Source organism: Paraburkholderia sp. BCC1886 (assembly GCF_900996245.1).
Taxonomy (GTDB): Bacteria; Pseudomonadota; Gammaproteobacteria; order Burkholderiales; family Burkholderiaceae; genus Paraburkholderia.
Window position 1 is genome coordinate 20,273 of record NZ_CAAJGK010000011.1, and the last position, 23,445, is coordinate 43,717.

Here is a 23,445-nt window from a genome sequence, read left to right on the forward strand (position 1 = left end):
CATAGGAGCCAGTGCGGAGCTCCGCACTGGCTTTTATTACGTGGTCCAGGTGAGGTTCACTGAAACGGTGCTTGGAAGATAGACAAGCGAGGGGGTCGAGCTGGTCGAGACGGCGACTGTGGCTTGTGCGTTGGTAATCGGCGTCTGCACGATCAGCTCGCTTGCAATGAGTCCCAGTTGGCTCGCGATGGCTGTCAGCACCTCGACATCGGTCGCGTTGTTCGGAACGCTCACAGCGGCTGGATTCGCGCCGAGGAGGGCGGCAAGGGTCTGACGCTCGTAGATGATGGTCTGGTTCACGCCATCTTCCGTCAGGTCTTCCACGTCCGGGCGCAGGAACACCACGACACTCGTGTTGCTGTTCTCGCCGTCGACGTTGCGTCCATGAACGGTGCCAGCGGCACCCGGCTCATACACCCAGGGCGTCGTCACGCCGAGATCATCCTTCGAGACAGGACAACCTAATGCGGGATCGGTGACCAGAGCGAGAATGTTGTCGGTGGCGCTTAATGCGGGATTGATATCCACGTCAGAGTTTCTCCAGATTGACGGCATAAAAAAGAGACCCGAGCTGCCCCGGGCCTCTTTTCGTATCAGACTGACCACGGACCCGAAGGTCCGTGTAACAGCTTAGGAACCGCTCACTTGCGTGCCGTCCGTTGCTGCGCCGTCCGAAGCTTGGCCATCAGCAGCCGGAGCCGTCGACGAACCATCGGAAGCAGCGCCGTCCGAACCGTCAGCCGCAGGCGCGACTGCCGGCGTCACGACGTCGAAGCCATCCAGCACCGTGCTATCGACCAGCGAAGCCAGCGTCACCGGCGCGGGCGCCGGCGTTTGCCACGTCAGCGAGACCGAGATCGGGCCAGCCAGGTACAGCGGCGTACCAGCAGCGGCGTCCACCACAGCCACCGAACCACCGGCGACAGCGTCGGCTTCGTTCGTGAGCGACAGCTCGCTTGCGATCAGACCGTACGCAGCAGCAACAGCGGCCAAGATGTCCGACGCAGCGGCGCCCGTTTCCAGCGTGACGGCAAATGCGGACTGACCCGTTGCGTCGCCGAACGACAGCTGGCTGTAGGTGAAGTCGACCGCGTCGTCGTAACCAGCGACCGAAACGTTGGCAACGGCATTTTTGCCATTTGCGTCGACGGCTTGTGCCGTGACCGAATTCAGCGTCAGTTGCGACTCGTCCGTTGCCGGGAAGCGCGGGTTCGAAGCCAAGATCAGTGCCAACACGTTACCGAGTGCGGTCAACTGGGAATTGATTTGCATGGTATTTCCTTGTGAATGCCAAGAGGGGAAAAAGGCGATGAACCATCGACCAGCGATGTCTTCTGGCTCATACGATTGACCCGCAGTTAGAAATTACCCAACGAGGCTGCCGACCGAGACCCAGCGATCGATGTCGGGATCGGTACAGGTCCAGATGACGCCGTCGATCATGCGGCGCTCGCCTTTCTTCGGCGGGGGTTGGGTTGGCTGGGGTGCAGTACAGACCTTGCAACTGAAGCGATACTTGTGGCCGGTGAACTGCGCCGTGCACCGAAAGCAGTGGTGCAGGTACATGCCGTTTTCCTGCTGGTGGTCCTCCGGGTAGTCGTGGCCCGGATTACCAAAGGCAGCAGCAAGGACGTTCTCGAACTTGCCCATGGTCCTCCTCAGTTCGTCACGGTGATGTCAACGGAGCCCGTCCAGAGCAGGGCCCGACCCGCCATCTGCAGCGTCACCGTGGCCGAGCCGCCTGCCGCAATCGCGGGAAGCGTGACGTTCTCGATGTCATGTCGAGAGAGACACTGCCCCCAGGCTTCGTTGATCTGTGCGAGGAGGCCGGAGAGTTTGGTCGCTGCCCCTTTGGCGAAGCTCGTCTGACGGCTGCCCGGGACGGAACTGATCGGATTACGGTTGTAGCGCAGGTACATCGATCCACTACATGCAGTCGCGCCAGGGCGCGCCGAAGCGAGACAGATGGTGTTCATTCCGCTCGCGTCCGTATCAGGTAAGGTCGCCGGTTGCGTGAACGCGACCTGATCCGGCGTGACCCCCTGCCCGTTATCGAAATTGCACTGTGCGAGCAACACACTCGCCGGCGGCTGGGTGTAGTCCAGTGTGGCGGTGCCCATCACTCACCTCAGCTCGCCACAACCGGCCGGGTGAAGACCAGTCCGGTGGACGGCGTGGTCAGGACCGAGGCGATCGTCTTGTAGGTAGTCGTGAGCGTCAGGATGACGTCGCCCTTGTAGATGAACGACATCGGCGCCGCGGTCAGGATGAAGTTCACCGGGACGCCCGGACCGGTGGGCTGGGGCAGCTTCAAGTCGTTGAAGTCACCCGGGGCGGCCTTGATGTTGTTCGCAGGATCTGCAAGCACAGGGGCTGCGAGATTGATGGTGGCCGATTCGTTTATGGTGGCAATCAGGTCGGACAGCTGCACGGCCGAGCCTTTGTCGAAGCTCGTCGTCGCCCCCTCGAAGACCGACGCCAGGTCGATCTTGTTGTACTTGTAGATGAACGACTCGAAGAAACCTTCGCCCTGGATCGGATCGATTCGGATCAGCGTGTCGTAGCCGTCCGCGACGGCGTCCGGGTTGGGTATCGGGTACGTGAAGACGCAGTTCGCGGCGCTCAATCCGCAGTCGGGATTGTCGTTCAGAATCTGCGCGAGCAGGATCGTCTGGCCCGTCTGTGTGAAGTCCAGTGCGGTGGTCATGGTGTTGCTCCAGTTACGGTGTAGAGTTCGCTGCGGTCGGGGTGACCTGCGGCTGGATAAAGATGTTCAACACCGTCGAGGTGTTGTAGCGGGCGGCACTGATCCCCTGACCGCGCAATTGCGTGACATGGTGGGCACCACAGACCACGCCCGTCAGGGTGGTGATGGCGTCATCCGCGAGATACAGGATCTCGGCCGGCATGCCCGGCAGGATGAGACTGGGCTGGGAGTTCTGCCACTCCATGGTGATGATCGACCCCACCGCCCGCGAGAGCTGGGAATACTCCTCCAGTGCATTGGCCGTAATGCGGGTCGGCGAGAGGTGGGCGTTGTTGTTGCCACTGGGTCGAGCAACCGCCATGAACTCGCTGTTGTTCGTGCCCCGGGAGGCCAGTGCGGAGTTATTCGACACTGCAGCAAATCCTCCCTGCATGAACTTGGTCGCATCAGCGAAGCGAATCCCGTTCCCCTCGTTGAGCTGCTGGGCGTTACTCGGGTCGCGGAACTTCACCTGCCCAGTTGCCATCACGGTCAGGCTGTTGCCCGACTGGAGATAGGTCCGCTCCACGTGCGGAAACTTGTTCTGCGGCACGTTGATGACCGTGAGGGTGCCCGACGTAGTCGTATTGAACCGGGTCGTGTCGAGCGCCGGATACACATGCCACTGCGTGCCCTGCAGGAAGTACCCCATGGAGGCAGAGTAGACGCCGCCACAGTTCTTCTGGATGTACTGCGGCAAGTCCACCAGCTTCATGCCGTGTGGCACCACGATGTGGTCACGCGCCGTCTGATTGTTCGACGGCGTCATCGTGACACCCTGTACCGTCTGGGTGCCATTGACCGTCGTGGCCTGTGATGCCGTGGTCAGCACCAGCTTGATCGCATCGTCCACCGTTGCTGAGCGGATGACGCCATAACTCGCGCTGATCATGCGCATCTGGTCGAGCGCCTTGTTCACCAGCTGGAAATGCACGCTCTTGATGTTCGTCAGATCCTGATCAGACGTAGCTGACGAGTTGGCACCGTTCTGCTCTACGAGATCGTTGCCCTTGTCGATCAGCGTAGCCGTGAACGTCTCTGAGGTGGGAGTGCCGTTCGGATCTACCGCGTCACTCCCCTCCATCAGCGGCGTCCAGGTGAGGGTGATGTCGATCGCGTTTTTATACGGATAGACGTACTTCAAATACGTCCCGCCCGAGAACTGCAGCTCGACGATCAGTTCGTCAGAGTACGAGTCCAGGTAGTTACGCATCAGGTCGACGCCCGTCACCTTCAGAGGCGTCACGACCATATTCGTACTGGTTACGCTCACCGACGCGCTCACCGTGTGGTTCACGGGGTTGGGACCACTTTGGAGGATTTGATTCACCTGCAACATCAGTGCAGACTGTTCGAATTCCATCGCCTGCTCCTTACTTCCAGCGCGGACCGAATGCGCTTTGCTCGCGCCCGCGCGCAAACGCATCGCTCATGGAGACACGATCGGGACGCTTCGGCTCTTCGGGCTCGGCGTTGTCCGACCCCTTGTTGATGGTGATGACCGTAGGAGCAATGAGATTGCTGCGCGTCGCACGCATGCCACCCATCATCTTGCGGTGCAGGATCGACTCGACAATCTCCTCGGTGAACTGATACTTCGCGTGGGAATAGACCGTGTTCGCGAACCGGTCAAGATCCGTCAGCTCATCGAGCGGCGCATTGCGAATCACTAACTCCTCGGCTAGCCGGTTCTTCCACGCCACCAGGTGATCGGTGATCAATTGATAGATCTGTTTCGTATCTTTTTCATTGGTCACCCCAATGGTCACGCCTTCCTTCCAGTACTTGACCATCTGGGCGATTGTCAGCATCCGGTCGATCCGCTCGTTTTGCATCTGCTTGTCGTACTCCGTCTCGCCCGAGGTGGGTGTACCGAAGTCCCGCATCTCATTGACCGAGATGGTGGCGATGCGCTGCACACGACAGTTGAAGAGCTGATGAAAGATGTACCAGGCGCTATCGCGCTGCTCCGGCGGGAGCCAGGTGCTGGCCTTGGGCCGCGCGACGGGCGCTGAGCGTTTGACGTGCTGCTTCATTGTCGTGTGCCTCGTGTTTCGTCCTGCGCTAGATGCGCCGGATCGCGGCGCGAATAAGCAGCAAAACGATCGGTGTGTAATAGAACATCTCAAGCATTCCAAACCCGTGATAGGTATCGCAAAGGCTCAAGAGCAGTTTGTTGTCCAGTGCCCGGTCCTCGAGGTAATCCCACACGCAGGACTCCAGACGCGACTGGGCGCCCAGCTCACGCTCATAGAACGCCTTGGACAGCACGTAGTAGTCGTCGTGAAGCACCGGGTGGATCAGGGGTGCCGTGGCATAGGGCAGGGTGTCCAGCTCACTCTTAGTGATGAGGTCTTCGAGACGCCCTTTGCGAGACGGTGTCGGTTGCAGCTGTGCATCGGTGACGGGCTCCAGACCGACAAAGGCCTGGTCCACCGTCAGTTCGGGATCAATCGGATAGACCACCAGCTGCACGCCACTCCAGCGGATGCCGTTCAACATCGGGTTACGCGAGAAGCGGTTGACCCAGACGAGTCCCGCGCGCTGATTGACGAACTTCATCATCGCGGGGTCTTTCTCGAGGAGCACCTTCCAGAGTTGGATACACGCCATTGACTGATCGTCATCGACATCCAGCTGGCGCAGATACATCAGCTCGGGCGTATCGTGACTCTGAAACATCTCGGTAACGGCCCGCACCAGCCACGCGTCGTAGGTCGGATAGGGCTGGCCCGGTGCGATCAGCGTTTTGAACTCCTTGCTCATGAACTGCTTCGTGTACTGCTTGAGCATGGAGTCATAGCGGTTATGCAACTGCCGGATGATCGTCCACGTATCTTTCTCGACGAGCGGGTTTTGGCCCGCTTTGAGGTAGTCACGGATGTACTCGAACGTCTCGAGGGTCTTCGTCTCCATGTCGCGCAGGCGCTCAGGCCCCGCGTAGTCGAGCATGGTGTATTCGACCGTGAAGACCGAGTCCTTGTAGAAGCTCTTGCGCTCACTGGTGGTCAGCTCGAAGATACCGATACGCCCGTCATCCACGTGAGCCAGGAACAGGTCGCCGACGTTCGGGATAAGCACACCGTAGATGGTGCCGCCCCCCGTGTAGCTCATCTGCTTGCTGGTCTCGTCCTGTGACTGGGTCAGCGGTGTCGTGACCTTCAGTTCCAGATTCTGGATGCGGCGATACTGCTCCATCTGGGCCGGCTTGTTCACCGACTGACCATTCACCCCGCTATCGGTGTCAAGCACCTGTGAGAAGTAATCCACCGTCCAGCTGCTCCCCTCGATGTGGGTCAGCAGGTCGGTCTCAGGGATGTAGCGCGTGTCCACCACGATGCCTTCATACCGCGGATCGGTGATCAGGATCTTGTCAGGTTCAGGCGTGGGTGGCGTAGTCGTTCCGTCAACGTACGGCATTATGACTTCCGGTGGGCTTGGATAATGAGCGTCTCAACCGTGCTGCAATCGCGCCGGTATTGACCCGAGGACTGACCGTAGAGGAAGTTGCTCCACGAGGACTGCGAGCACTGATTGGTGCCAGGAATGGCCACGGGATACTGGCTCTTGGGCATCTGTGGCCAGATCGCCTTGATCAGCCGGATCAGGATGGTGTAGTTCGCACGCAGGCGCGCCTGTGCATCAGCACTCAGCCGGTACCAGTTGAAACACAGTCCAAACCAGAGGTGAAAGCGGGCCCGAGGATTCGGGTTGAAGGTCGTCGAGACATTCAGCGAACTGTCGACCGTGAGCGATCCATTCGGCTCCATCATGTTCGCGTTGTACAGATTCAGCGAGAACACCGAGTAGTACTGGTTCGTCAGGTAAGGCGCCTCCGTGATCAGGAAGGCCTTCATATCGTCATCCAGCCCGTAGCCTTCCGGGAGATCGTCCAGACTGCCCAGCAACTGGGGATTGCCCCCTGTCGTGAGATCCAGCGCCATCATCGAGGAGAAGATACGGATGTAGGCAGCCGGAATGACGTTCGGGATGAACTCGTCCCAGATCGGGAAACGCAACCCCATGTTGCCGTTCACGATGCCGTCTAGCGCCCGGGTCTTATCGAAGAACTTCAGATACTCTCCCGACAGCGGCCGGTTGCTCTCCACCTGATCGGGGTTATACGGAACCGTCTTATCCTGATACTTGATGACCTGCTGGTGGATCATCTGCGGATACTGCATCACCATCGAGACGGGCTTGTCGTATTTGAACTTGAACGAGAAGCTGATCGTCCACGTGTTTCCCTGGTCTTCCTTCGAGCCACCTTCCGGTGCGCCTTCAAAATCCCAGATCCCCACGATGTTCGCCTGATGTTCCGCGACCGCCAGTTGCATCTGCGAGCCACTGAAGTTCGAGGTGGCGCTGATGTGGTCACTCGCGCTGTTCTTGAACCACTGAGCAAAGCTGTCGCCGTACCCCGATACGTTCTCCATCAGTCGATGGATCTCCTGGAGGATGATCACCGAGGAATAGGGAAGTTGATACGAGTAGCGCGCCCCAATCAGATGCACATCGCGCATCGATGACATGCGCACGCGGATCTGCTCGCGCCAGCGCTTGGCCTTCACTTCATCGTTCGCCCGGAACTTGAAGTTGATCGTGATATCGGTGGTCGAATAGACCGGCTTCAGGATGGTCTCGACACGCGGGTCATGAAAGACAAAGCGGTTTTCCGGATAGAGGACCGCGGTGCTCAGGATACGATCCTTGTCGATCTCTTCCTCGACTTCGATGCGGATCTGGTCATCGAAGGCCAGCTCGCTGTCCTTCGTGTTGTGTTTCATCGTCGAGCCGGGCTGCATGGTGACGCCATGGGCCGACGGATAGAGAATCGGGGTGTTCTCATGCAGGCCGGTGATCTTGAACAGCTGACGCGTGACGTCGTAGATCACTGGCCGCGTGACCGAATCATAGGTCTCGGGGACCGCCAAGGTCAGCTTGGGCATGATGGAGGGCTCGCAATTAGGTTACATAAAATCGACCTAAAAAATAGCGGGCATAAAAAAGGGAGGGCCGAAGCCCTCCCTTTTGTCCCTTGACCTACGGGCGACTACGCACCAACGGGCTTGCCTTCAGCCGCACCATCGCGCTCGGGCTTCGTGCTGCCCTTGCCTTCGTAAGCCCGCAGGCCCGCTTCAGCAATGTTCAGGATGAAGCGCGCCAGTCGCATGGTGTGCGAGAACATCGGCACGAACGGCTGGAAGCTCCATTGCGCGAATGCCTTGTTGAAGTTCAGGAGCGAGCGGTAGTGGCTCACGCCCTTACCTTCAGCCATCGCACCTTCACCAGCCTTTCCGATCGCGCTCGCCGCGGAAGCCGAAGCGGTCTTCGCCTGTTTGGCGATCTGCTCCATCTCCTTGAACGGCGTCTCGTAGAAGTGCTCGAGCGGCTTGAAGAGGAGTTCGACCACGTCCAGCAACTGCAGGTACGATTCCTTCTTGTCCACAGGCTGTGCGCCCCGGGCGCCTACTGCACCCGCTACATGCACGGCGGCATGGATCGGTTGCTGCACGAAGGTCAGGCCCGAGTTACGCAGCCGTTCCAGCGCTTCGTCGACCGGCTCATCCGCATGCGGATCGTAGACCTTCAGCTCCAGATGGGCATTGCCCAGCAAACGCATGGTGCTATTGGGCTGCATGCCTTCCATATGCATCCCGACCAGCTTGCCCTTTAGCTCCGTCACGGCCTTCTCGGGCCGATTCGGATCGAAGTCCTGGATCGCCTTCACGATGTCGCGACCGCGCTCGACCACGCCGTTAGCGTAGTTCGCGAAGACCACGTGTACCGTCTTGGCATAGTCATTGAGCAGACGGTCCAGATCGTGCGTGTTCGCGAAGTCCTTCGCGTCGATGCCACCCCCCATCGACAACGCACGGATGTCGACCGCGACATTGATCGTATCGGTGTTGGGCGTATCGCCCGAAGCGTGGGCACCCTTACGCAGCGCATCGATGCGTTTGCGGAAGGCCGGGATCGCGACCTTGGTACGCCAGAACGTACGGATCTTTTCCCAGATCTTGTCCACGAACAGCACGATCGATTCCCAGATGCGCTTGGCCGTGTCCTTGAAGCCTTCGGTTGCAATCGACTTGCCGATGTAGCTTTCCATCGACGGGACGATCGCATCGGGTTCCACATCGGTGCCCGCCACAGCCAGATTGCCGGCCGTCTCGAACAACGCTGCTTCTTCCGGCGAGGCTTCCTTGATCTGACTGGCCACGAAGGCCAAGTCTTCCAGTGCATCGGAAGTCTGGATGACACGCTCCGACTCGGCCAGATCGTGCCCGATCTCACCGCTCAGGGCTGCGTCGTCCGCCATCTCGACGGCGGCTTCTTCCAAAGCCACCGACACTTCCAGACGCTCACGCAGGGCTTCCATCGCTTCGCTATCCGCTTGCGGCTGCGAGGGGGTGGGCGAGGGCTGGCTGTTGGCGTCGCCGCCTTCACCCGCACCCGCGTTGGCTTGCGGCGCGCCATCGGTACCCGGCGTGACCGGTGCTGCTGCGGCAGGCGCAGCCGCGCCTTCGCTCGGCACGGAAGCAGGCAAGCCAGCCGTATGATCCGGCGATTCGGTCGGCAACTCTGCATCGCCCGATGCGTTGGTCGGTTCTGTCGGCACGGCCGGGGCCGGTTCAGCCGCCGGTGCACCTGCTACGGGCGCTTCCGGCAGGACCGCTGCGGGCGGCTCGGCCGACGTCGGCGCACCCGGGGTCGTTGCAGCTGGCGCCGTCACGCCGGGTTCTTCCGGCAGGGGCGGCTTCAGTGCGGGATCGACGGGTACAGCTTCGTCGGGTTCATTGCCATCGTTGCCCGGCACAGCGGCATCGGGCGTTGCCGGGGGCGTTGCACCCGGTTCGGACGGCTCCGCAGGGGGCACCGAGGCAGCAGCTGCCGGATCGGTATTGGTGCCGTCTGCATTGGCGTCCGGTTCACCGTCAGTCGGCGCGCCCGTGGGCGCACCGTCGAAGGCCTCGAGGGCCAGAAAGTGTCGTCGCATTGTTTCTCTACCTTTGACGTTTGAAAAGAGACCCGCGAAGGGCAAGAGTCCTCGCGGGCTGATGCCCCCGAGTCCCTTTGTCAGCGTTTAAGCCGGATGCGGCAGGCTCGGCGTATCCATCGCGTGACGGAAGGCCGGATGCATGTCAGCGACTTCATCGCCGACGTAGCACTTCAGCGACTCGCCGATACGGGCGATACCGGAGCGCACATTCGAGAGCGCGAGGCTCGAGAACGTGAGGAGCGGTTGCTGAACCCACTGCAGGAACGCAGCGTTGAAGTTGAGCGTGGCGCGATAGAACGTCTCGACGGTCGTGAAATGACCGCTTTCGTCCTTCTTGTCCAGACCCGAGAAGGTCTTCGCAGCCGCGGCCGACGCTTCGGCCAGTTCCTTCTTCACGCGGGCGATGTCGCCCTCGCTCTTGGAGGACTGGAACTTGTCGACCTGGTCGAGCTGATCCTCGAACTCTTTGACCAGCGCCAGCATCTGCTCAAGCGTAAGGGGCTTGACACCCTTGTGCTCATGCGAGGCCAGTTCGTGACCACCGCGGGCATCTGCGAGCTGCACGTGCGAGGTGCGCAGCTTTTCCAGCACGCCGAGCGTCGTGGCACCATCTGCAGCCTGGTAATCAGCGACGATCAGCACCTTGTTGTGCAACAGATCCTCAGACGACTCGGTCTTGAACTTCCCGTTGTCGCGCGCCGAACGCAGGCCCGGCAGCTTCGGGATCTTCAGCGCTGCCAATGCGTAGCGCAGCTCGCTTGCTGCGCGCGACGGATCTTCGGCGCTGAAGTTCTTGATCGCCACGACGGTCTTTTCACCGGCGGACAGCACGTACTTGGCGTAGTCGCTAAACACCCAGCTCGCGATCTTCGAGAAGTAGTCGTTCGCATGGACGTACTCAGCCCCTTCGATCACGGGCTTGTGGCCCACGGAACCGAACGCCGTGACTTCCGACTTTTCCTTCAGCGTAGCGTGACCGCGCTTCAAGCCTTCGAGCGTCTTCTTCAGCGCGGCGAGGCGCTTCTTGTACATCGGCACCTGTTTGAACAGGCCCTTGAAGAACGCGACGATGTGATTCCAGATGTGCGCGAGATACTTCTGGATGCTGTCCCAGATCTCCTTCGCACGCTCCTTGTAGCCCTCGACCGAGATGGTCTGGCCTTCTGCCAGCGATTCCACTGCCGGGAGGAACTCTTCCGGTGTCACGTCCGAGCCAGCGGTGGCCATCTGGCTGCACATGTCCGCCAGTTGCTTTTCGCCACTGGTCGGCTCGGTCAGCTTACCCGCCACGATGGCGAGGTCCTCGAGCGCTTCGCTCAAGTCCAGTGCCTTGTTTACTTCCGTGACATCGGCAGCGACCTGCGCCTCGTGGCGTGCGCAGTCATCCACCAACATCAGTTCGTCTTCCAGCGAGATCGAGACGGGCAGGGGTTCCTGCAACGCTTCGAGCGCCGGGATGAATTTGCGCATGATGCTTACCCTTAAAAAGAAGAATAAAGCCTGAGACTCCAGGAGACGTCCCCGGAGTCTCAGGCCTCACCCAAGACGTGTGAGCGTATTAGGTCGACAGGTGCATCACGCGGCGGCCGGTGCCGGAGCCGCTGCCGGCTTCTCAGCAGCAGCCGGAGCAGCTGCCGGCTCTTCCTTCTTCGCGCCGTGTGCCAGGATCGATTGCTCGACCAGCTGGTTCAGTGCCTTACCGGCCTTGACAGCCGTCGAGGTCAGTGCCACGAACGGTGCGTCGACCAGCTTCAGGATCGCGCGTGCATTCTTGATCGCGGCGTCGGCGCCTTCGGCCTTGCCTTGCTCTTGCTTGACGGCGTTCATCAGCTCGCCCTTGCCCTTTTCGCTGGCGGCAACGGCGGTCTTGCCGTCGTCGATGATCTTGCCCAGCGCGATGATCTGGTCAGCGACCTGGATCATCTGTTCCTTGTTCAGGATCGGGGCTTCTTCGCCCTTGAACTCGGCGGCAGCCTTGTTGAACGGCAGCATCTTCGCGTCGGAACCCGCAGCGTCCTTCGACACCACGACCACCAGCGCCTTACCACCAGGCAGTTCGGCCGAGCGGCCAACCTTCGCGCCGTCCGGTGCCGAGATGCCTTGCGATGCGGCGTCGTGCACGTCGCCCAGACCGATCGTCGACATGTTCACGGCGTTGAACAGCGCTGCCGGATCGCCCAGATTGCTCATCGGACCCGACAAGGCTTGCGCCCAGCCGCTGTACTTGCCGATCACGTCGGCCGCGACCTTGTGCAGCTCGCCAGCGGCAGCGACGCCGTCGACCTTGCCTGCCACTTGCACTTGACCTGCGATGCCGGCGTTCTTGATGGTCTTCTCGGCCGCTTGCGCGCCGGCTTCCATCTTGTTCGCACGTTCCTTCAGCTCTTGCGCACGGGCAACCATCTGCTTGTTGCTGTCGAAAAGCTTGACCACGAATTGCTTGATCCAGTCGATGGCTTTCTGGATGGCGGCCACGATGCTGTCCCAGATCTTCTTGGCTTGCTCGCCGACTTCTTCCAGGGCGATCTTGGTGGCGTCTTCACGACGACCGATCGAGCCGAACGACTCCAGCGCCGGCGCCACGCGCGGCACGTTCATGCCCATGCGCTTGTAGTGGAATGCCAGCGAGTCGCGCAGGATTGCCGCGCCCATCTTGTCCAAACCACCGCTTTCGAGCGAGGCCTTCAGGTTTTCGCGCAGCGATTCCAGCGCTTCAGCGGTGTCGACGGCTTCGTCGATCAGCGCATCGTGTTGCTCCAAGCCCGCTTCGTCTTCAGCGATCTCGGTCAGGCCTTCTTCTTGGGAGTTCGCCAGGTCGGCGACTTCACCGGTTTCAACTGCTTCCGGCAGCAGATCTTCAGCTTCCATCGCTGCGACGAGACCACGGTGTGAAAAAGAACGACGCATTTGTACAGCTCCTATTGCAATAGGGAATTAAAAGGATTCCTAACCAGTACCCGCGCGGTACTTCAAGAGATGCCCGGTGACGGATCACCCGACGTCTAGTGATCGTGGCTCCGCCTGCGAGAGGCGGACGCTATAGTATTGTCGCGAGCCGGGCGCGGCTCAGGCCTGCCCGAAGAGCAGGTGCAGCGTGCCCAGGAGATCTTCGAAGCCCCCGGGTTGCGAGGTCCAGGCGATGATTGTCTCGATCAGCGAGACGGGCGAGCGATCATTCGAGCGGCCGAGCCGTGCCTCGAAGTACGACGCTGCGTAGGGCGCGACGACAGCGGGACGCACTCCGCCTTCACTCATCTGCAGAAAGCTGGCCCATGTCTCAAGCGACATGTTGCGACGCCCGGTCGAAATGAAGCGCAGGGTGTCGTCGAGAAAGCGCAGGTGCGTATCGCCCACCGAAGGGCTTTGCAGTTGCGCTTCGTACCAGCTCAGGAAGTTCGGGTGACCGAAGGCATCGAGCGCGGCCAGCAGGATCTTTTCGCGAAAGTCGAACGTGTTCGTCTCGATCGGTCGCTTGATGTACTGGGCGTAGATCGTTTCAACCACGGGGCTCGCATCCGCCGTATTCAGCTGGGGCTGCACGATGGTGACTGTCGGCGCTGTGCGTAGCCGGACATCGTAGGGCTTGGGTTTCGCGGCGAGCCGCGGCCCCATGGCCTTGCCGAGAAAGCCTCGTGGGTACAGGCGAAAGCCCGTATCGATGTTAGGCATACTCTGCCTCCATCTTCGCGATCTTCGCGTTCAGCCCCTGCACACGGCTCTCCGTGTACTCGATCTCTTGCTGAAGTGCCGCATCGGGCTTCTTCTCGGCAATCTTCTCGAGGTTAAGCTTGCGCAGTTGCACGAGACGCAACTCTTCCTTTGCCGCGTTGTAGCGCTCGACCTGACCCTCGGCCAGCCACTTACCCACGTGGTAGAAAAGGTTCATCTTCGCGTCGATGAAACCGAAGCGGAACGGGTCCAGTCGCTTCTCGCCACCCGCCATCGCTTTCAGCACATCGGCGTTGCTGCTCTTCACGACGATCTCGGGGATCCCGTCGAACGCATCTTCGACCTTCTTGACCGGTTGGGCCACCGCAGCAAACGCCGTGCAGAAAGTGACCAGGTTGTCGTCGATCCACTTGATCTCGTACGGCGTCAGTGCGTCCTTCTGCACCGAGTCAGGCGCAGTGGCCCGCGTCTCGTTCACGAAGATGAAGTTCAGCAGCTTGCGCGAGTACCTCGACACAAACGCGACCGCTTCGATGAACTGCAGGATGTTCGCCTTTTGATACGTCAGCGCCTGCGAAACGACTTCCTCGTTATAGGACTTCATGACGAAGCTCTCAGCGAGTGCGAGCGTCTCGACGGTATCGCGCAGACCCTCGGTGATGACCGTGACGAGGTTACCGCCCTTGACCAGCCGTTGGAAGTTACTGGCGACGTCTTTCACCTCGCCCGACTTCCACTTCCAGTGACCCAGCAGGCCGTGGGCGACTTCGAATGCCGGCAGGGTGGCTTCGCGCAGTTCGACGCGCGTGTTGCGCACGTCATCCAGGATCTGATCCTTTTTGAAGGACGGCAGGATAGTCGCCAGATATTGCTCAATTTTCATGTTCACACCAAACCAGTGAATACCCACGCACCCGGCCCGCACAGGAGCCAGGTGTGTGGGCTAGAGAAGGGGGAAGTAGCGGCTCGGTTACAGCGACGGCGCGTGGCCCAACTGGTAGGCCTTCAGGATGTCAGACACATCTGGGCCAGAACCTTTGTTGCTCGACTTGATGTCGCGGAAGCTGACTTCGGTCGCCTCGGGGATGCCCCGGGTGTAGAAGGTCACCCGTGCCCATTCCTTGTCGATCACCGCCACGATCATCAGCGACGTTTTCTCGAACACCTTCTGACGGGTGTGGAAGTCATTGAACTTGCCGTTCAGGGACAGCTCGAGTTCGGCGATCGAATTCGAGGACGTGACGACCATGTTCGAGGCAGCAGCGACCGACGGCGTGCCTGACAGAATCGCGGCGAGCGAATTGCGACGCTCCTTCGCGAGGATGTTCGTGTAGAGCGCATCGCCGTTGGCCATCAGGTTCTTGCGGTGCGCATCGATCAGATCGCGGCAGAAAATCAGGTCCTTCACGAACGACAAACGACCCGAGCGCCAGCCGTGATATCGCTCCGAGGCCGACGTCTCTTCGTTGGCGAGGGATAAAATATGAACGAGCTTGGCAGAGGGGATGGTGTTGGCGATCAGACGGATTGAGATCGGCAACGTGAACGTCTGGTCGTTGTGACGCAAGGTCACTTCGATCATCTTGCCCAATGACAGGTTCACATTCTCTTTCAGCGTCGAGAGCGAGTCCTTGCCATAACTGGCCACGACGCGACTGCGTTCCGCGTCTTCACGGGCACGCTCGCTCGCTTCGCGCTCCTGACGCTCATTCTTGAACGTCCGGTCCTTCAGACGATCCTCTTCATCCGCTTCGCGAACCTTGTCGTCACGGCCGGCTTGCGTACGTTCACGGTCCTGTTTCCAGCGCTTGTGATCGCGATCGCGCTCAGCATCATCCGGATCGACCTGACGACTCGTATTGCCGCCTTCGGCTTCAAGCGACACGCTGGCCAGACGGTAGCCAGGCAGTCGGTGCGTGAACGATTCCTTCGCAAGCGCAAGGCCTGCGAGGTGACCCATGAACTGGCTCTTCGCGGTGTCCAGATCACGGTTGGGCTGGAACTTCTCGAGCGTGGAGAGCACCTTCGCGTTGCCCACGGTCGAGTTCAATGCGACGGCCTGCAGGTAGTAACCCGCAAACATCGACAGCAACGATTGCTGGACGTCATGCAGCTCGTCCAGGAACAGCACATCCGTGTCGACCAAGACAGTGGGTTCCACGCGCGCGGCTTGCGTGAATTGAACCAGAGACTCCTTCGACCCTCCGCTGGTCATCAGCGAGTAGCGATCAGCGATCGCGTTGATTGCGCTCAGTCCTACCTGAGTGGCGGCAGTGGCGGCGGTGACACTCATCGCGTTTTCCTTAAATTCAAAACAAGAGGTTGTTATGGCTGACGACAGCACGACGTCGAGCACTAGCTCATCTACTACGTCAAGCACGACGAATACTGCTGCCAGCGCCACAGCGCCGGATCTGGATAGTGTCTTCAGTGCAAACGGCGTCACCGCCGCACAGGCTGTTGATCGGGTGCTGTTACACACCCCGCAAAACGCCCGTGGAGTCGGTGCACTGCAGAACGCGTACTTCGGGATTAACCACCGTCAGACGCCTGGTGCCATCTCCATCAACAAGGATGTTTATGGCCTCACGTTCTTCACGCGTCCGAACCTGAATCTCTCCTTGGGTAATCTGCGCGCGATACGACTCTTCAACCCGCTTACCAACTCGAACCAGAACAGTCTTCAAAGAATTATTCGTTGCTATCTCGATCCCAGGTCTGCGGCCAACGGGATTACGTCGCCATGGGTGGATCCGCAACAAGCGTTTATCCCGATTCTGACCAACACGTTGATGTCGATTTCGGGGTGGCCGGATATAACGGTGCCTTACACAACGTCCCATGAGGGCGTGTATAAGGAGCAGTTCAGCATGGTGGACGGTGTGACCGAGATCTATCATGCATACGATATACAAGCCAATTTCCGCAATATGACGGGCGATCCGGTAACGGCATTGTTCTTCTATTGGGCGCATTACATGTCCCACGTGTTCCGGGGAAACCTGGTGCCGTACCCGGAAAACATCGTAGAAAACGAGATTGACTACCAGACCCGCATCTACCGGCTGGTGTTAGATCCCACGAAAACGCGGGTACAGAAGATCGCAGCGTGTGGGGCGGGCTTCCCCTACGCGGATCCGATGGGAGGCGTGTCGTTCAACTACGACAGCGAACGCCCGCTGAATCAGTCCAACGAGCAGATCAGTATTCCGTTCCAGTGTCAGGGCGCGATCTATCAGGATCCGATCCTCCTCTACACCTTCAACCAGACCGTCGTGGCGTTCAACGACACGATGGCCGACAGCCAGCGCACCAGCCTTTACACCAAGGTGCCGATGGGCGCACTAGGCATCTTCAACAACAAGGGCTATCCCCGGATCAATCCGGATACGTGGGAGTTGGAGTGGTGGGTAGATAACACGACATACAACGCCTTGCTGCCTGTCTACACGGCCGTGCAGACGTCGATCGTGACCCCGACCCTGACGACGGGAGCGGCGCCGAATTCCTCGACGTCGACCACCACCACGAACGCGCTTTACGACACCTACCAGGCACCGACGGTCAGCCCGAACACAACAGATGGGGCTATCGCTTCGATCCCCAACTATACGAGCAACGCTTAGGATTGTTAAATGACTACGACCACCACCGCAGCGGCAGCAACCAGTGCCTCGACGCTGCCCTCGGGTAGCCCGACGATCGCAGACCTGATCGACGCGATCCTTGACTACCAGTACAACCCGGCCGCCATCCAGCAAGTCGCGTTCAACTACCTGAATGAAGTCACGAACGGGACGGTCACAATTGTGGATCCGACCAACCCGTACGTGCACGCCATCGAAACCAGCGCCGTCAACACGGCGGCTTTCATGCAGAAGGACGAAAGCCTCAACCGCAAGCAGTATCCGATCGCCGCCCAGACCATGAGCGATCTGTATCTGCACATGGCCGATGTCGACTATGTTGATCGCTTTGCCGTGCCGGCGACGACGACCTGGGGCCTCGCGATTGGCTATACCGAGTTGCTCGACAAGCTTGTCACGAATCCGGCCACCGGGCTCGGACAGCTCGTCATTCCGCGCAATACGTACTTCACGGTCAATGACACGATCTTCAGTCTCCAGTACCCGATCGTCATCCAGCAGATGGCGCACGGCGGCCTGAGCATCACGTACGACACCACCGACACCTCGCCACTGCAGACGCTCTCGACCAACCTCGTCACCTGGAAGCTACGCCAGCAAAGTGCGACGATGAGCTGGGTGTACATGGAGTTGCCGCTGCAGCAGTTCGACATCATCTCGCGCACCGGCACGCTCACGTCGGCCAAGGTGTTTTCGCTGACGATTCCAGTGGCCGACCAGTTCTACTACTGCCGGGTCTATGCGCTGGATGCCACGACGGGCTTGTACAACGAGATCGCCGTCACGTATTCGACCGAGATCTACGACGTCAACACGCCGACCGCGGTGTGCACGGTCGGCACGAACACTCAGACCAATGCGACGCAAGTGGTCGTCACCATCCCGCAGATTTATGCGACGAGTGGATTGCTCACGGGCACGATCCGGGTGGATGTCTATGAGACGCAGGGTCCGGTCAATATGGTCATGGCCAACTATGCGACGAGTGCGTTCTCCTGCACGTTCCTCGCGATTGACCCGAACGACAGCACCATTTATACCGCACCAATGTCGACCTTCAGCGCACTGATTGCTTACTGCGACCAGAACGTGATTGCCGGTTCGGACGCCGTTCCGTTTGCGACGCTGCAGGCGCAGGTCATCAACAACTCGACGGGTGCACAGAACACGCCGATTACCCCGGCGCAGCTGACCGAGGTGCTGGAGCAGGATGGGTTTGGCGTGGTGAAGGTGGTCGATAACATCACCAACCGGGAATATCTGGCCACGTCCGCCATGCCGACGCCTGTGGACTCGTCGCTCATCACGGCCGCAAACAGTACGATCGAAACCGTGTCCACGTCGTTCACACAGGCGGTGACATTCGCCTCGGTGGTGGACAACGACACCAGCATCACGATCAAGCCGTCCATGCTCTATCAGAACGTGAACGGCATCATCTCGATGGTCTCCGATGCGGTCATTGCGCAGCTCAATGCGATGACGGCTTCGAACCGGGCAACGGCGATCAGCGACGGGGGATATCTCTGGAGCCCGTGGTACTACGTGGTCGACAATACGGGTAGCGAGCTGGCTTTGCGCGCCTACTACCTGGACGACCCGACCGTGGTCACGAAGCTCTGGGTCAGCGAGAACGACACGACGGGCTTTGAGGTGAGCACGGATACGTACACGCTCACGCTCGGGACGAACGGCTACACCCTGGTGCTGTCCACAACGTCCAATGCTGCCTATCAGGCGCTCGACGACAGCGATGTCTACTGCCAGCTCTCGTTCATTCCGCCGGGCGAGACAACGCGAGCCTATCTGCAAGGAACGCTCACCGGGACGACGAGCGCAGGGGAGCGGCAGTTCACCTTCGACCTGTCGACGAACTTTAATGTCGACGCGAACAGCTACCTGTACCTGACGAAGTTCTTCATGTACAACACGACGGCCCGGCTCACCGCGACACCGCTCGATAACACGATCGATGTGATCTACTCGACCACGGCGACCAAGAGCGCGGACTGGGTGACCGCGGCTGTGGATCAGGTGGTCGGAACCTTCTTGGTACCGACGGGGGCGTACGGCATCACCAACGAGCAACTGGAGATCGAGTTCGGCGATTATCTGGAGACGCTCTGGACGAGCTGCCGCACAGTCGTCTCGACCCTCACCTACGAGACGTATCAGACCAACGTCCCGTACACGTATCAGGAAGACGTGTTTCAGGTGGATCCCACGACCGGCGCCGGCATCACCATTGTCGATGGTGCACCGGTCTACACCATCCTCCACTACAAGGGCGATACGGTGTTGAACACGGACGGGACAGTCAGTTATCAGCACGTCATCGGGGACACCATTCTCGATGCCATTACCGGTGATCCGATTCCGACCACGAGTCGGGGTCTGACGCAGGAGCTGGATCTGATGCTGATCGATGCGACTTACCGGTTCGCGAATGACACAGTGGCCCCGACCTACGTGACGCAGTTGACCGACACGGTCGTGAGCTGGCTGACCGAATCGTTCCCGGCGCTCGATGAGCAGTTGCTCGAGAACACGTCGATTTACTTCTATCCGGTCGCCAACATGGGAACGGTGCAGGTGTATGGACCGGATGGCACCACGGTCTACAGCATCGAAGCGGGTCAGTCATTCGCGCTGTCGGTGCGGCTCACTGCCACCAACTATGCGAACGAAAACCTGAAGACGAAGTTGAAGAGCAGTGCGATCTCGACGATCTACACGGCGCTGCAGGCAACGACAATCTCCTCCTCGGATATCATCAGCGCGCTGAACGCGGTCTTCGGCTCGGACGTCGTCAGCTTTACATTCTCGGGGCTCGGCGGTACGTACGATCTCGATACGATCGCACTGATCGATGACTCGACCCAACTGGGTATCGCGAAGTCGCTTGTCGCCAATGCAGACGGCACGTTGTCCGTGCAAGAAGCAGTGACCGTTGACTTCGTGCAATACAGTCCTGGCAGCACCACGGCGTCGACCACGTCGGTAGTGACCATCACCTAAGGGCATATGCGCCAGAGAGAACCGCAAGGCTCTCTCTGGCGTCTATGACGTCAGGCTGCTCGTCGATGTAATTCCTGCAGGCGTGCACGGTAGGCGCGCAACTCCGAGAGCACTTCTTCCCAGGCTGCCGGCGGCTTGCCATTCTCGGCTCGCAGATGCGCCACTACCTTCTTGGCGATCTCTTCCCCGAAGCCCACACACTGCACGGCCAGATACGACATGTGCTGCGTGTAGTACTGGACCTGGCTCATCAGCAGGCCCAGATCGGCGAGGTCCTTGCCGAGCACGAAGATTGCATGACGCAGATCGTGACCGATCAGCTGTGAGTGCGCACCCTCAGCCCCATCGACCGATAGTCGTTCAGCCTGCTTCTGCATGTGCGTCAGGTAGCCCTGAAGTTCGGCCATCTGCGGCACGACCGCCCGCATCTCCAAGAGGACCTGCGCCATACCGGAGTGGGCGAACGCCTCGTAAAGCGTCGAGAACACCTTGTCGAAGTTCAGGTTCTCTTCGGGCTTCTTCGCTTCCGCGACCGCTCGCAGATTCGCGAGATGGCTACTGATCTGCGACATCGTCGTCTTGTGACCATCGTGCTCAACCTGCATCGGCTGGGCCATCTGCTCGAGGACCCGCACGTTGATCATCTTCTCGCCCGAGAAGTGCGCATCCGTCATGTCCTTCTCGGCGATCTCCTTGACCAGTGCCACCCGTTGCTTGAGCACGAAACTCATGTCCCGGAAGAGCGTCGTTGCTTTGGACATCGCCTTGGAGTATTCCCCCTTCTGGACGATGTCGTGGAACACCGGGTCACGCTGCTCGAGGAAGAGCACCACACGCTGGTGAAGCGTGTCCTGCATGAAGAACGTGTCGATCACTTTCTGCATCGTGAAGACACCCGTGGTGTCGTCGGTTGCATACTGGCTTTCCGGGTCGAGACGACTTGGCGACTGCTTCAGATCTTCCTGAGCTTTCTCGAACGCCTTCATCGCTTTTTCAAGCGTTTCAGTCGCTTCTTCGAAGGCTTTGGCACGCTGCTCCATCTTCCGCTCGGCATCCAGGTCCTTGCTACCCCCAGACATCCATTTAAAGAGCTTGTAGAGCACCGTCACGACCGCGGCGATGCCCACAGCGATCAGTGCCCAGACTCCCTTCCCGATGGACTCCAGCGACAGTTTGAGGCGTGTGGACGAGGTCTGCACCGAGTAGTAACCAATCGGCGCACCACCTCCGAAGGTTTCGGGCAAGAGCCGCATGCCTTCGAGCGCCAGCGTCTGGTTCATCCCGCACAGCGAGAGGATCTCGCAGCGCAGGGTATCGAGGTCTTCCACCGCGGCTTCCATGCCGATCAATGCGGTGAGTTCCTCGTCCAGTTCCGGTGCCACCCCCGTGCCAATCGTCTCGACGATCTGCGGCACGAGTTCCAGGTCGCTATCGAAGTCCAAGCCGTCCACGCCGGCATTCAGACTTTGATTAAACATGGGCGGATTCCATCAGGAGCAGATCGTAGGCCAGCTGCGCGAGCGGCAGGATTTCCAGCTTGTGCTCGTTGTTGAAGCAGTGGTTGTCTTCACTGACCCACTTCGGCACGCCCGCGATGTTGTCGTAGAAGCCCTTGTCCAGATCCGTCAAGGGACGCCGACACGGGTGGGCTGCTTCGTAGCGCAGCATCCAGAACTCACGGGCAGCGGTCAGGGCACAGCGCACATCGAACACCACCTGTTCATTGAACTGACCGAGCAGCTCATTGACTTGCGACAAGACCGTCAAGTTGTAGTGGTTGCCGGGTGCGTCGACTTCCGAGGAAGGCAACGATGCCAGACGCGCAGCGGCCAAGGCGACCGCGGTGCCGATGATGCGGCCGCGGCAATCCAGCGCTTGGATAGCGCGATCGCAGGCGGAGTAGAAACCGAGGAATTGGGTACGCATAGTGGGACTCAGGCAAAAAGGGTTAAGCGCTCAGCTGACGCAGCGCAGCAGCCTTCACGAACAGGTCGTTATTGGCGATGGATTCGAGTTCGCGCTGCAGCTTCTCCTGGGAGATGCGCTTGCGCTGGATCGGGGAGATGAAGTCGTGCACGTAGCCCAGCAACTGCTGCCGGTTGCTTGCGAACTGCTTGATGTCGTCGATGACGAGCAGATCTTCGGCGTAGCTCGACTGCTGTTCGGTCGAGAGCTTCGGGCTCTTCATGGCCTCCACGATATGTTCACGGATACGACCGTAGCGGTTCGCATCGTTGTCGTACTCACCGGTCTTGTCGACGCCGTCGGCAGCACAGTGGATCAGGAGCAGCAGCCACGACAGACCAAAGGAGAACGGACCACCGGCCAGCAACAGCAGCTTGTACGCTTCGATGACCAGATAGCCCATCGTGCTGCGGTACCGGATGTCGGTCGACGAGGGCGAGCGCTTGTACTTGTCGAGTGCCGTCACGAGGAAGCGACCTGCACCCAGACGCGCGGCGTACTGGTCGGCCATCATTTCGCATGCACTGATGTCGTACAGGTTCGAGCCGATTTCCGACTGGATCGACTTGGCGATGTTCGACACCACCACGACTTCGATGACCTTCTTGTCGTTCGAGCGCGAGAGGGCTTCGGTATCGAGTTCGGCCAGCTGCGCGACGGACTTGACCTTCACCAGCACCGCTTCGCGATCCTTCGGTCCGAGCGTCTGGTCCAGTTTCTTCGACAGACCCGCGAGGATCATGTTCGTCGAGAGCGTCTTCGCGATCACCAGGTAATAGGTGAAGAGGTGACCCATCTCGTGCAGGACGATGGCAGCTAGTTCCTCGGGTTCGAAGCGCTTGCCCACGATGTCTGCGCCGACCATGTAGAGCGTGGAGACGATCGTGCTGAACACGCCACTCACCATGCCGTTTTTCACGTTCACGTTGCCGATCGCTTTGGTCTTCGACGTCGCGATGATCTTGTCACCGTCTTCGTTCGACACGATGCTTTGGCGAAACCAGTCTGCCCAGCGGGAGAGCAGCGGATTGTTTTTGTTCACCATCGGCGGAGTGACCATGAATCCTTCGTCCCACCACGCGATCTTGACGTTCAGACCGGAGTAGTGGGCGATGACAGCGGGGAGCTGCAGGGCGGATTCGTGGTCGGGGATCTGGTCGACCGGCACACTTTTCAGATCGCGAAAGATGGCCGTTACTTCGCGAAAGAAGGCGTCGCTTTGAAAGTCGACGTTCTCAACGGCGACACTAAGGCGTAAGTCTCGAAGCCGCATGGCGCTTGTCCTAAGAGAGAAAGGGGAAATTAACTGAGCGCCTTCATGCTGTGTCTCAGCCTAGGTATCGCTAGTCGTCATAGTGATTACCGGCTCTCCCAGCACGTTTTCCTGGCATCTCCCC

The 23,445-nt window shown here is 59.7% G+C and carries 20 protein-coding genes; 2 read left to right on the plus strand and 18 right to left on the minus strand.

The features are described 5' to 3' along the window. Positions 1-36: 36 nt before the first annotated feature. From FQ746_RS00210 to FQ746_RS00280, 15 genes are all read right to left on the minus strand, one after another. Complete coding sequence (locus tag FQ746_RS00210; protein WP_144106591.1) at positions 37-528, minus strand: hypothetical protein; 492 nt, start codon at positions 526-528, stop codon at positions 37-39. Between the two features lie 102 nt (positions 529-630). Next, positions 631-1,272, minus strand: a complete 642-nt coding sequence (locus FQ746_RS00215) for a hypothetical protein (protein WP_144106592.1) — start codon at positions 1,270-1,272, stop codon at positions 631-633. A gap of 93 nt (positions 1,273-1,365) precedes the next feature. Beyond that, the gene (locus FQ746_RS00220; protein ID WP_144106593.1) at positions 1,366-1,650 is read right to left on the minus strand and encodes a hypothetical protein; all 285 of its coding nucleotides are present in this window, start codon (positions 1,648-1,650) and stop codon (positions 1,366-1,368) included. An 8-nt stretch (positions 1,651-1,658) separates the two neighbouring features. Next, positions 1,659-2,120 carry a hypothetical protein gene (locus FQ746_RS00225; RefSeq protein WP_144106594.1) on the minus strand — a complete coding sequence of 154 codons (462 nt, stop codon included), beginning with the start codon at positions 2,118-2,120 and terminating at the stop codon, positions 1,659-1,661. 8 nt (positions 2,121-2,128) lie between these two features. After that, positions 2,129-2,707, minus strand: coding sequence for a hypothetical protein (locus tag FQ746_RS00230; RefSeq protein ID WP_144106595.1), 579 nt, complete (start codon positions 2,705-2,707; stop codon positions 2,129-2,131). Positions 2,708-2,720: 13 nt separating this feature from the next. Beyond that, positions 2,721-4,109, minus strand: coding sequence for a hypothetical protein (locus FQ746_RS00235; RefSeq protein ID WP_144106596.1), 1,389 nt, complete (start codon positions 4,107-4,109; stop codon positions 2,721-2,723). A 10-nt stretch (positions 4,110-4,119) separates the two neighbouring features. Next, a complete protein-coding gene (locus FQ746_RS00240; protein WP_144106597.1) occupies positions 4,120-4,782 on the minus strand; it encodes a hypothetical protein in 663 nt (220 codons plus the stop codon). Between the two features lie 28 nt (positions 4,783-4,810). Beyond that, positions 4,811-6,166, minus strand: a complete 1,356-nt coding sequence (locus tag FQ746_RS00245; RefSeq protein ID WP_144106598.1) for a hypothetical protein — start codon at positions 6,164-6,166, stop codon at positions 4,811-4,813. Beyond that, positions 6,166-7,695 (minus strand): hypothetical protein, encoded by a 1,530-nt coding sequence (locus FQ746_RS00250; RefSeq protein ID WP_144106599.1) that lies wholly within the window; start codon positions 7,693-7,695, stop codon positions 6,166-6,168. Before FQ746_RS00250 ends, FQ746_RS00245 begins: the two co-directional genes overlap by 1 nt. A gap of 104 nt (positions 7,696-7,799) precedes the next feature. Further along, the gene (locus FQ746_RS00255; RefSeq protein ID WP_144106600.1) at positions 7,800-9,746 is read right to left on the minus strand and encodes a hypothetical protein; all 1,947 of its coding nucleotides are present in this window, start codon (positions 9,744-9,746) and stop codon (positions 7,800-7,802) included. 87 nt (positions 9,747-9,833) lie between these two features. Beyond that, a complete protein-coding gene (locus FQ746_RS00260) occupies positions 9,834-11,219 on the minus strand; it encodes a hypothetical protein (protein ID WP_144106601.1) in 1,386 nt (461 codons plus the stop codon). Between the two features lie 105 nt (positions 11,220-11,324). Further along, entirely contained in the window at positions 11,325-12,656 is a 1,332-nt protein-coding gene (locus tag FQ746_RS00265) for a hypothetical protein (RefSeq protein ID WP_144106602.1), read from the minus strand. Positions 12,657-12,815: 159 nt separating this feature from the next. After that, positions 12,816-13,418, minus strand: coding sequence for a hypothetical protein (locus FQ746_RS00270; protein ID WP_144106603.1), 603 nt, complete (start codon positions 13,416-13,418; stop codon positions 12,816-12,818). Then, positions 13,411-14,301 carry a hypothetical protein gene (locus tag FQ746_RS00275; protein WP_144106604.1) on the minus strand — a complete coding sequence of 297 codons (891 nt, stop codon included), beginning with the start codon at positions 14,299-14,301 and terminating at the stop codon, positions 13,411-13,413. Before FQ746_RS00275 ends, FQ746_RS00270 begins: the two co-directional genes overlap by 8 nt. A gap of 87 nt (positions 14,302-14,388) precedes the next feature. Further along, positions 14,389-15,774: a hypothetical protein gene (locus FQ746_RS00280; protein ID WP_144106605.1), complete on the minus strand. Its 1,386-nt coding sequence runs from the start codon at positions 15,772-15,774 to the stop codon at positions 14,389-14,391. Between FQ746_RS00280 and FQ746_RS00285 the strand changes: the two genes are divergently transcribed. Then, a complete protein-coding gene (locus tag FQ746_RS00285) occupies positions 15,746-17,044 on the plus strand; it encodes a hypothetical protein (protein ID WP_144106606.1) in 1,299 nt (432 codons plus the stop codon). The two genes, FQ746_RS00280 and FQ746_RS00285, sit on opposite strands and share 29 nt — an antisense overlap. Positions 17,045-17,053: 9 nt before the next feature. Further along, positions 17,054-20,083: a hypothetical protein gene (locus tag FQ746_RS00290; protein WP_144106607.1), complete on the plus strand. Its 3,030-nt coding sequence runs from the start codon at positions 17,054-17,056 to the stop codon at positions 20,081-20,083. Between the two features lie 50 nt (positions 20,084-20,133). On the opposite strand, the gene FQ746_RS00295 is transcribed toward FQ746_RS00290, so the two are convergent. The 3 genes from FQ746_RS00295 to FQ746_RS00305 are packed head-to-tail and all read right to left on the minus strand — an operon-like array spanning position 20,134 to position 23,321. Beyond that, positions 20,134-21,561 (minus strand): hypothetical protein, encoded by a 1,428-nt coding sequence (locus FQ746_RS00295; RefSeq protein WP_144106608.1) that lies wholly within the window; start codon positions 21,559-21,561, stop codon positions 20,134-20,136. Next, a complete protein-coding gene (locus FQ746_RS00300) occupies positions 21,554-22,009 on the minus strand; it encodes a hypothetical protein (protein WP_144106609.1) in 456 nt (151 codons plus the stop codon). Before FQ746_RS00300 ends, FQ746_RS00295 begins: the two co-directional genes overlap by 8 nt. A 22-nt stretch (positions 22,010-22,031) precedes the next feature. Continuing rightward, the gene (locus tag FQ746_RS00305) at positions 22,032-23,321 is read right to left on the minus strand and encodes a hypothetical protein (RefSeq protein WP_144106610.1); all 1,290 of its coding nucleotides are present in this window, start codon (positions 23,319-23,321) and stop codon (positions 22,032-22,034) included. Positions 23,322-23,445: the final 124 nt, after the last annotated feature.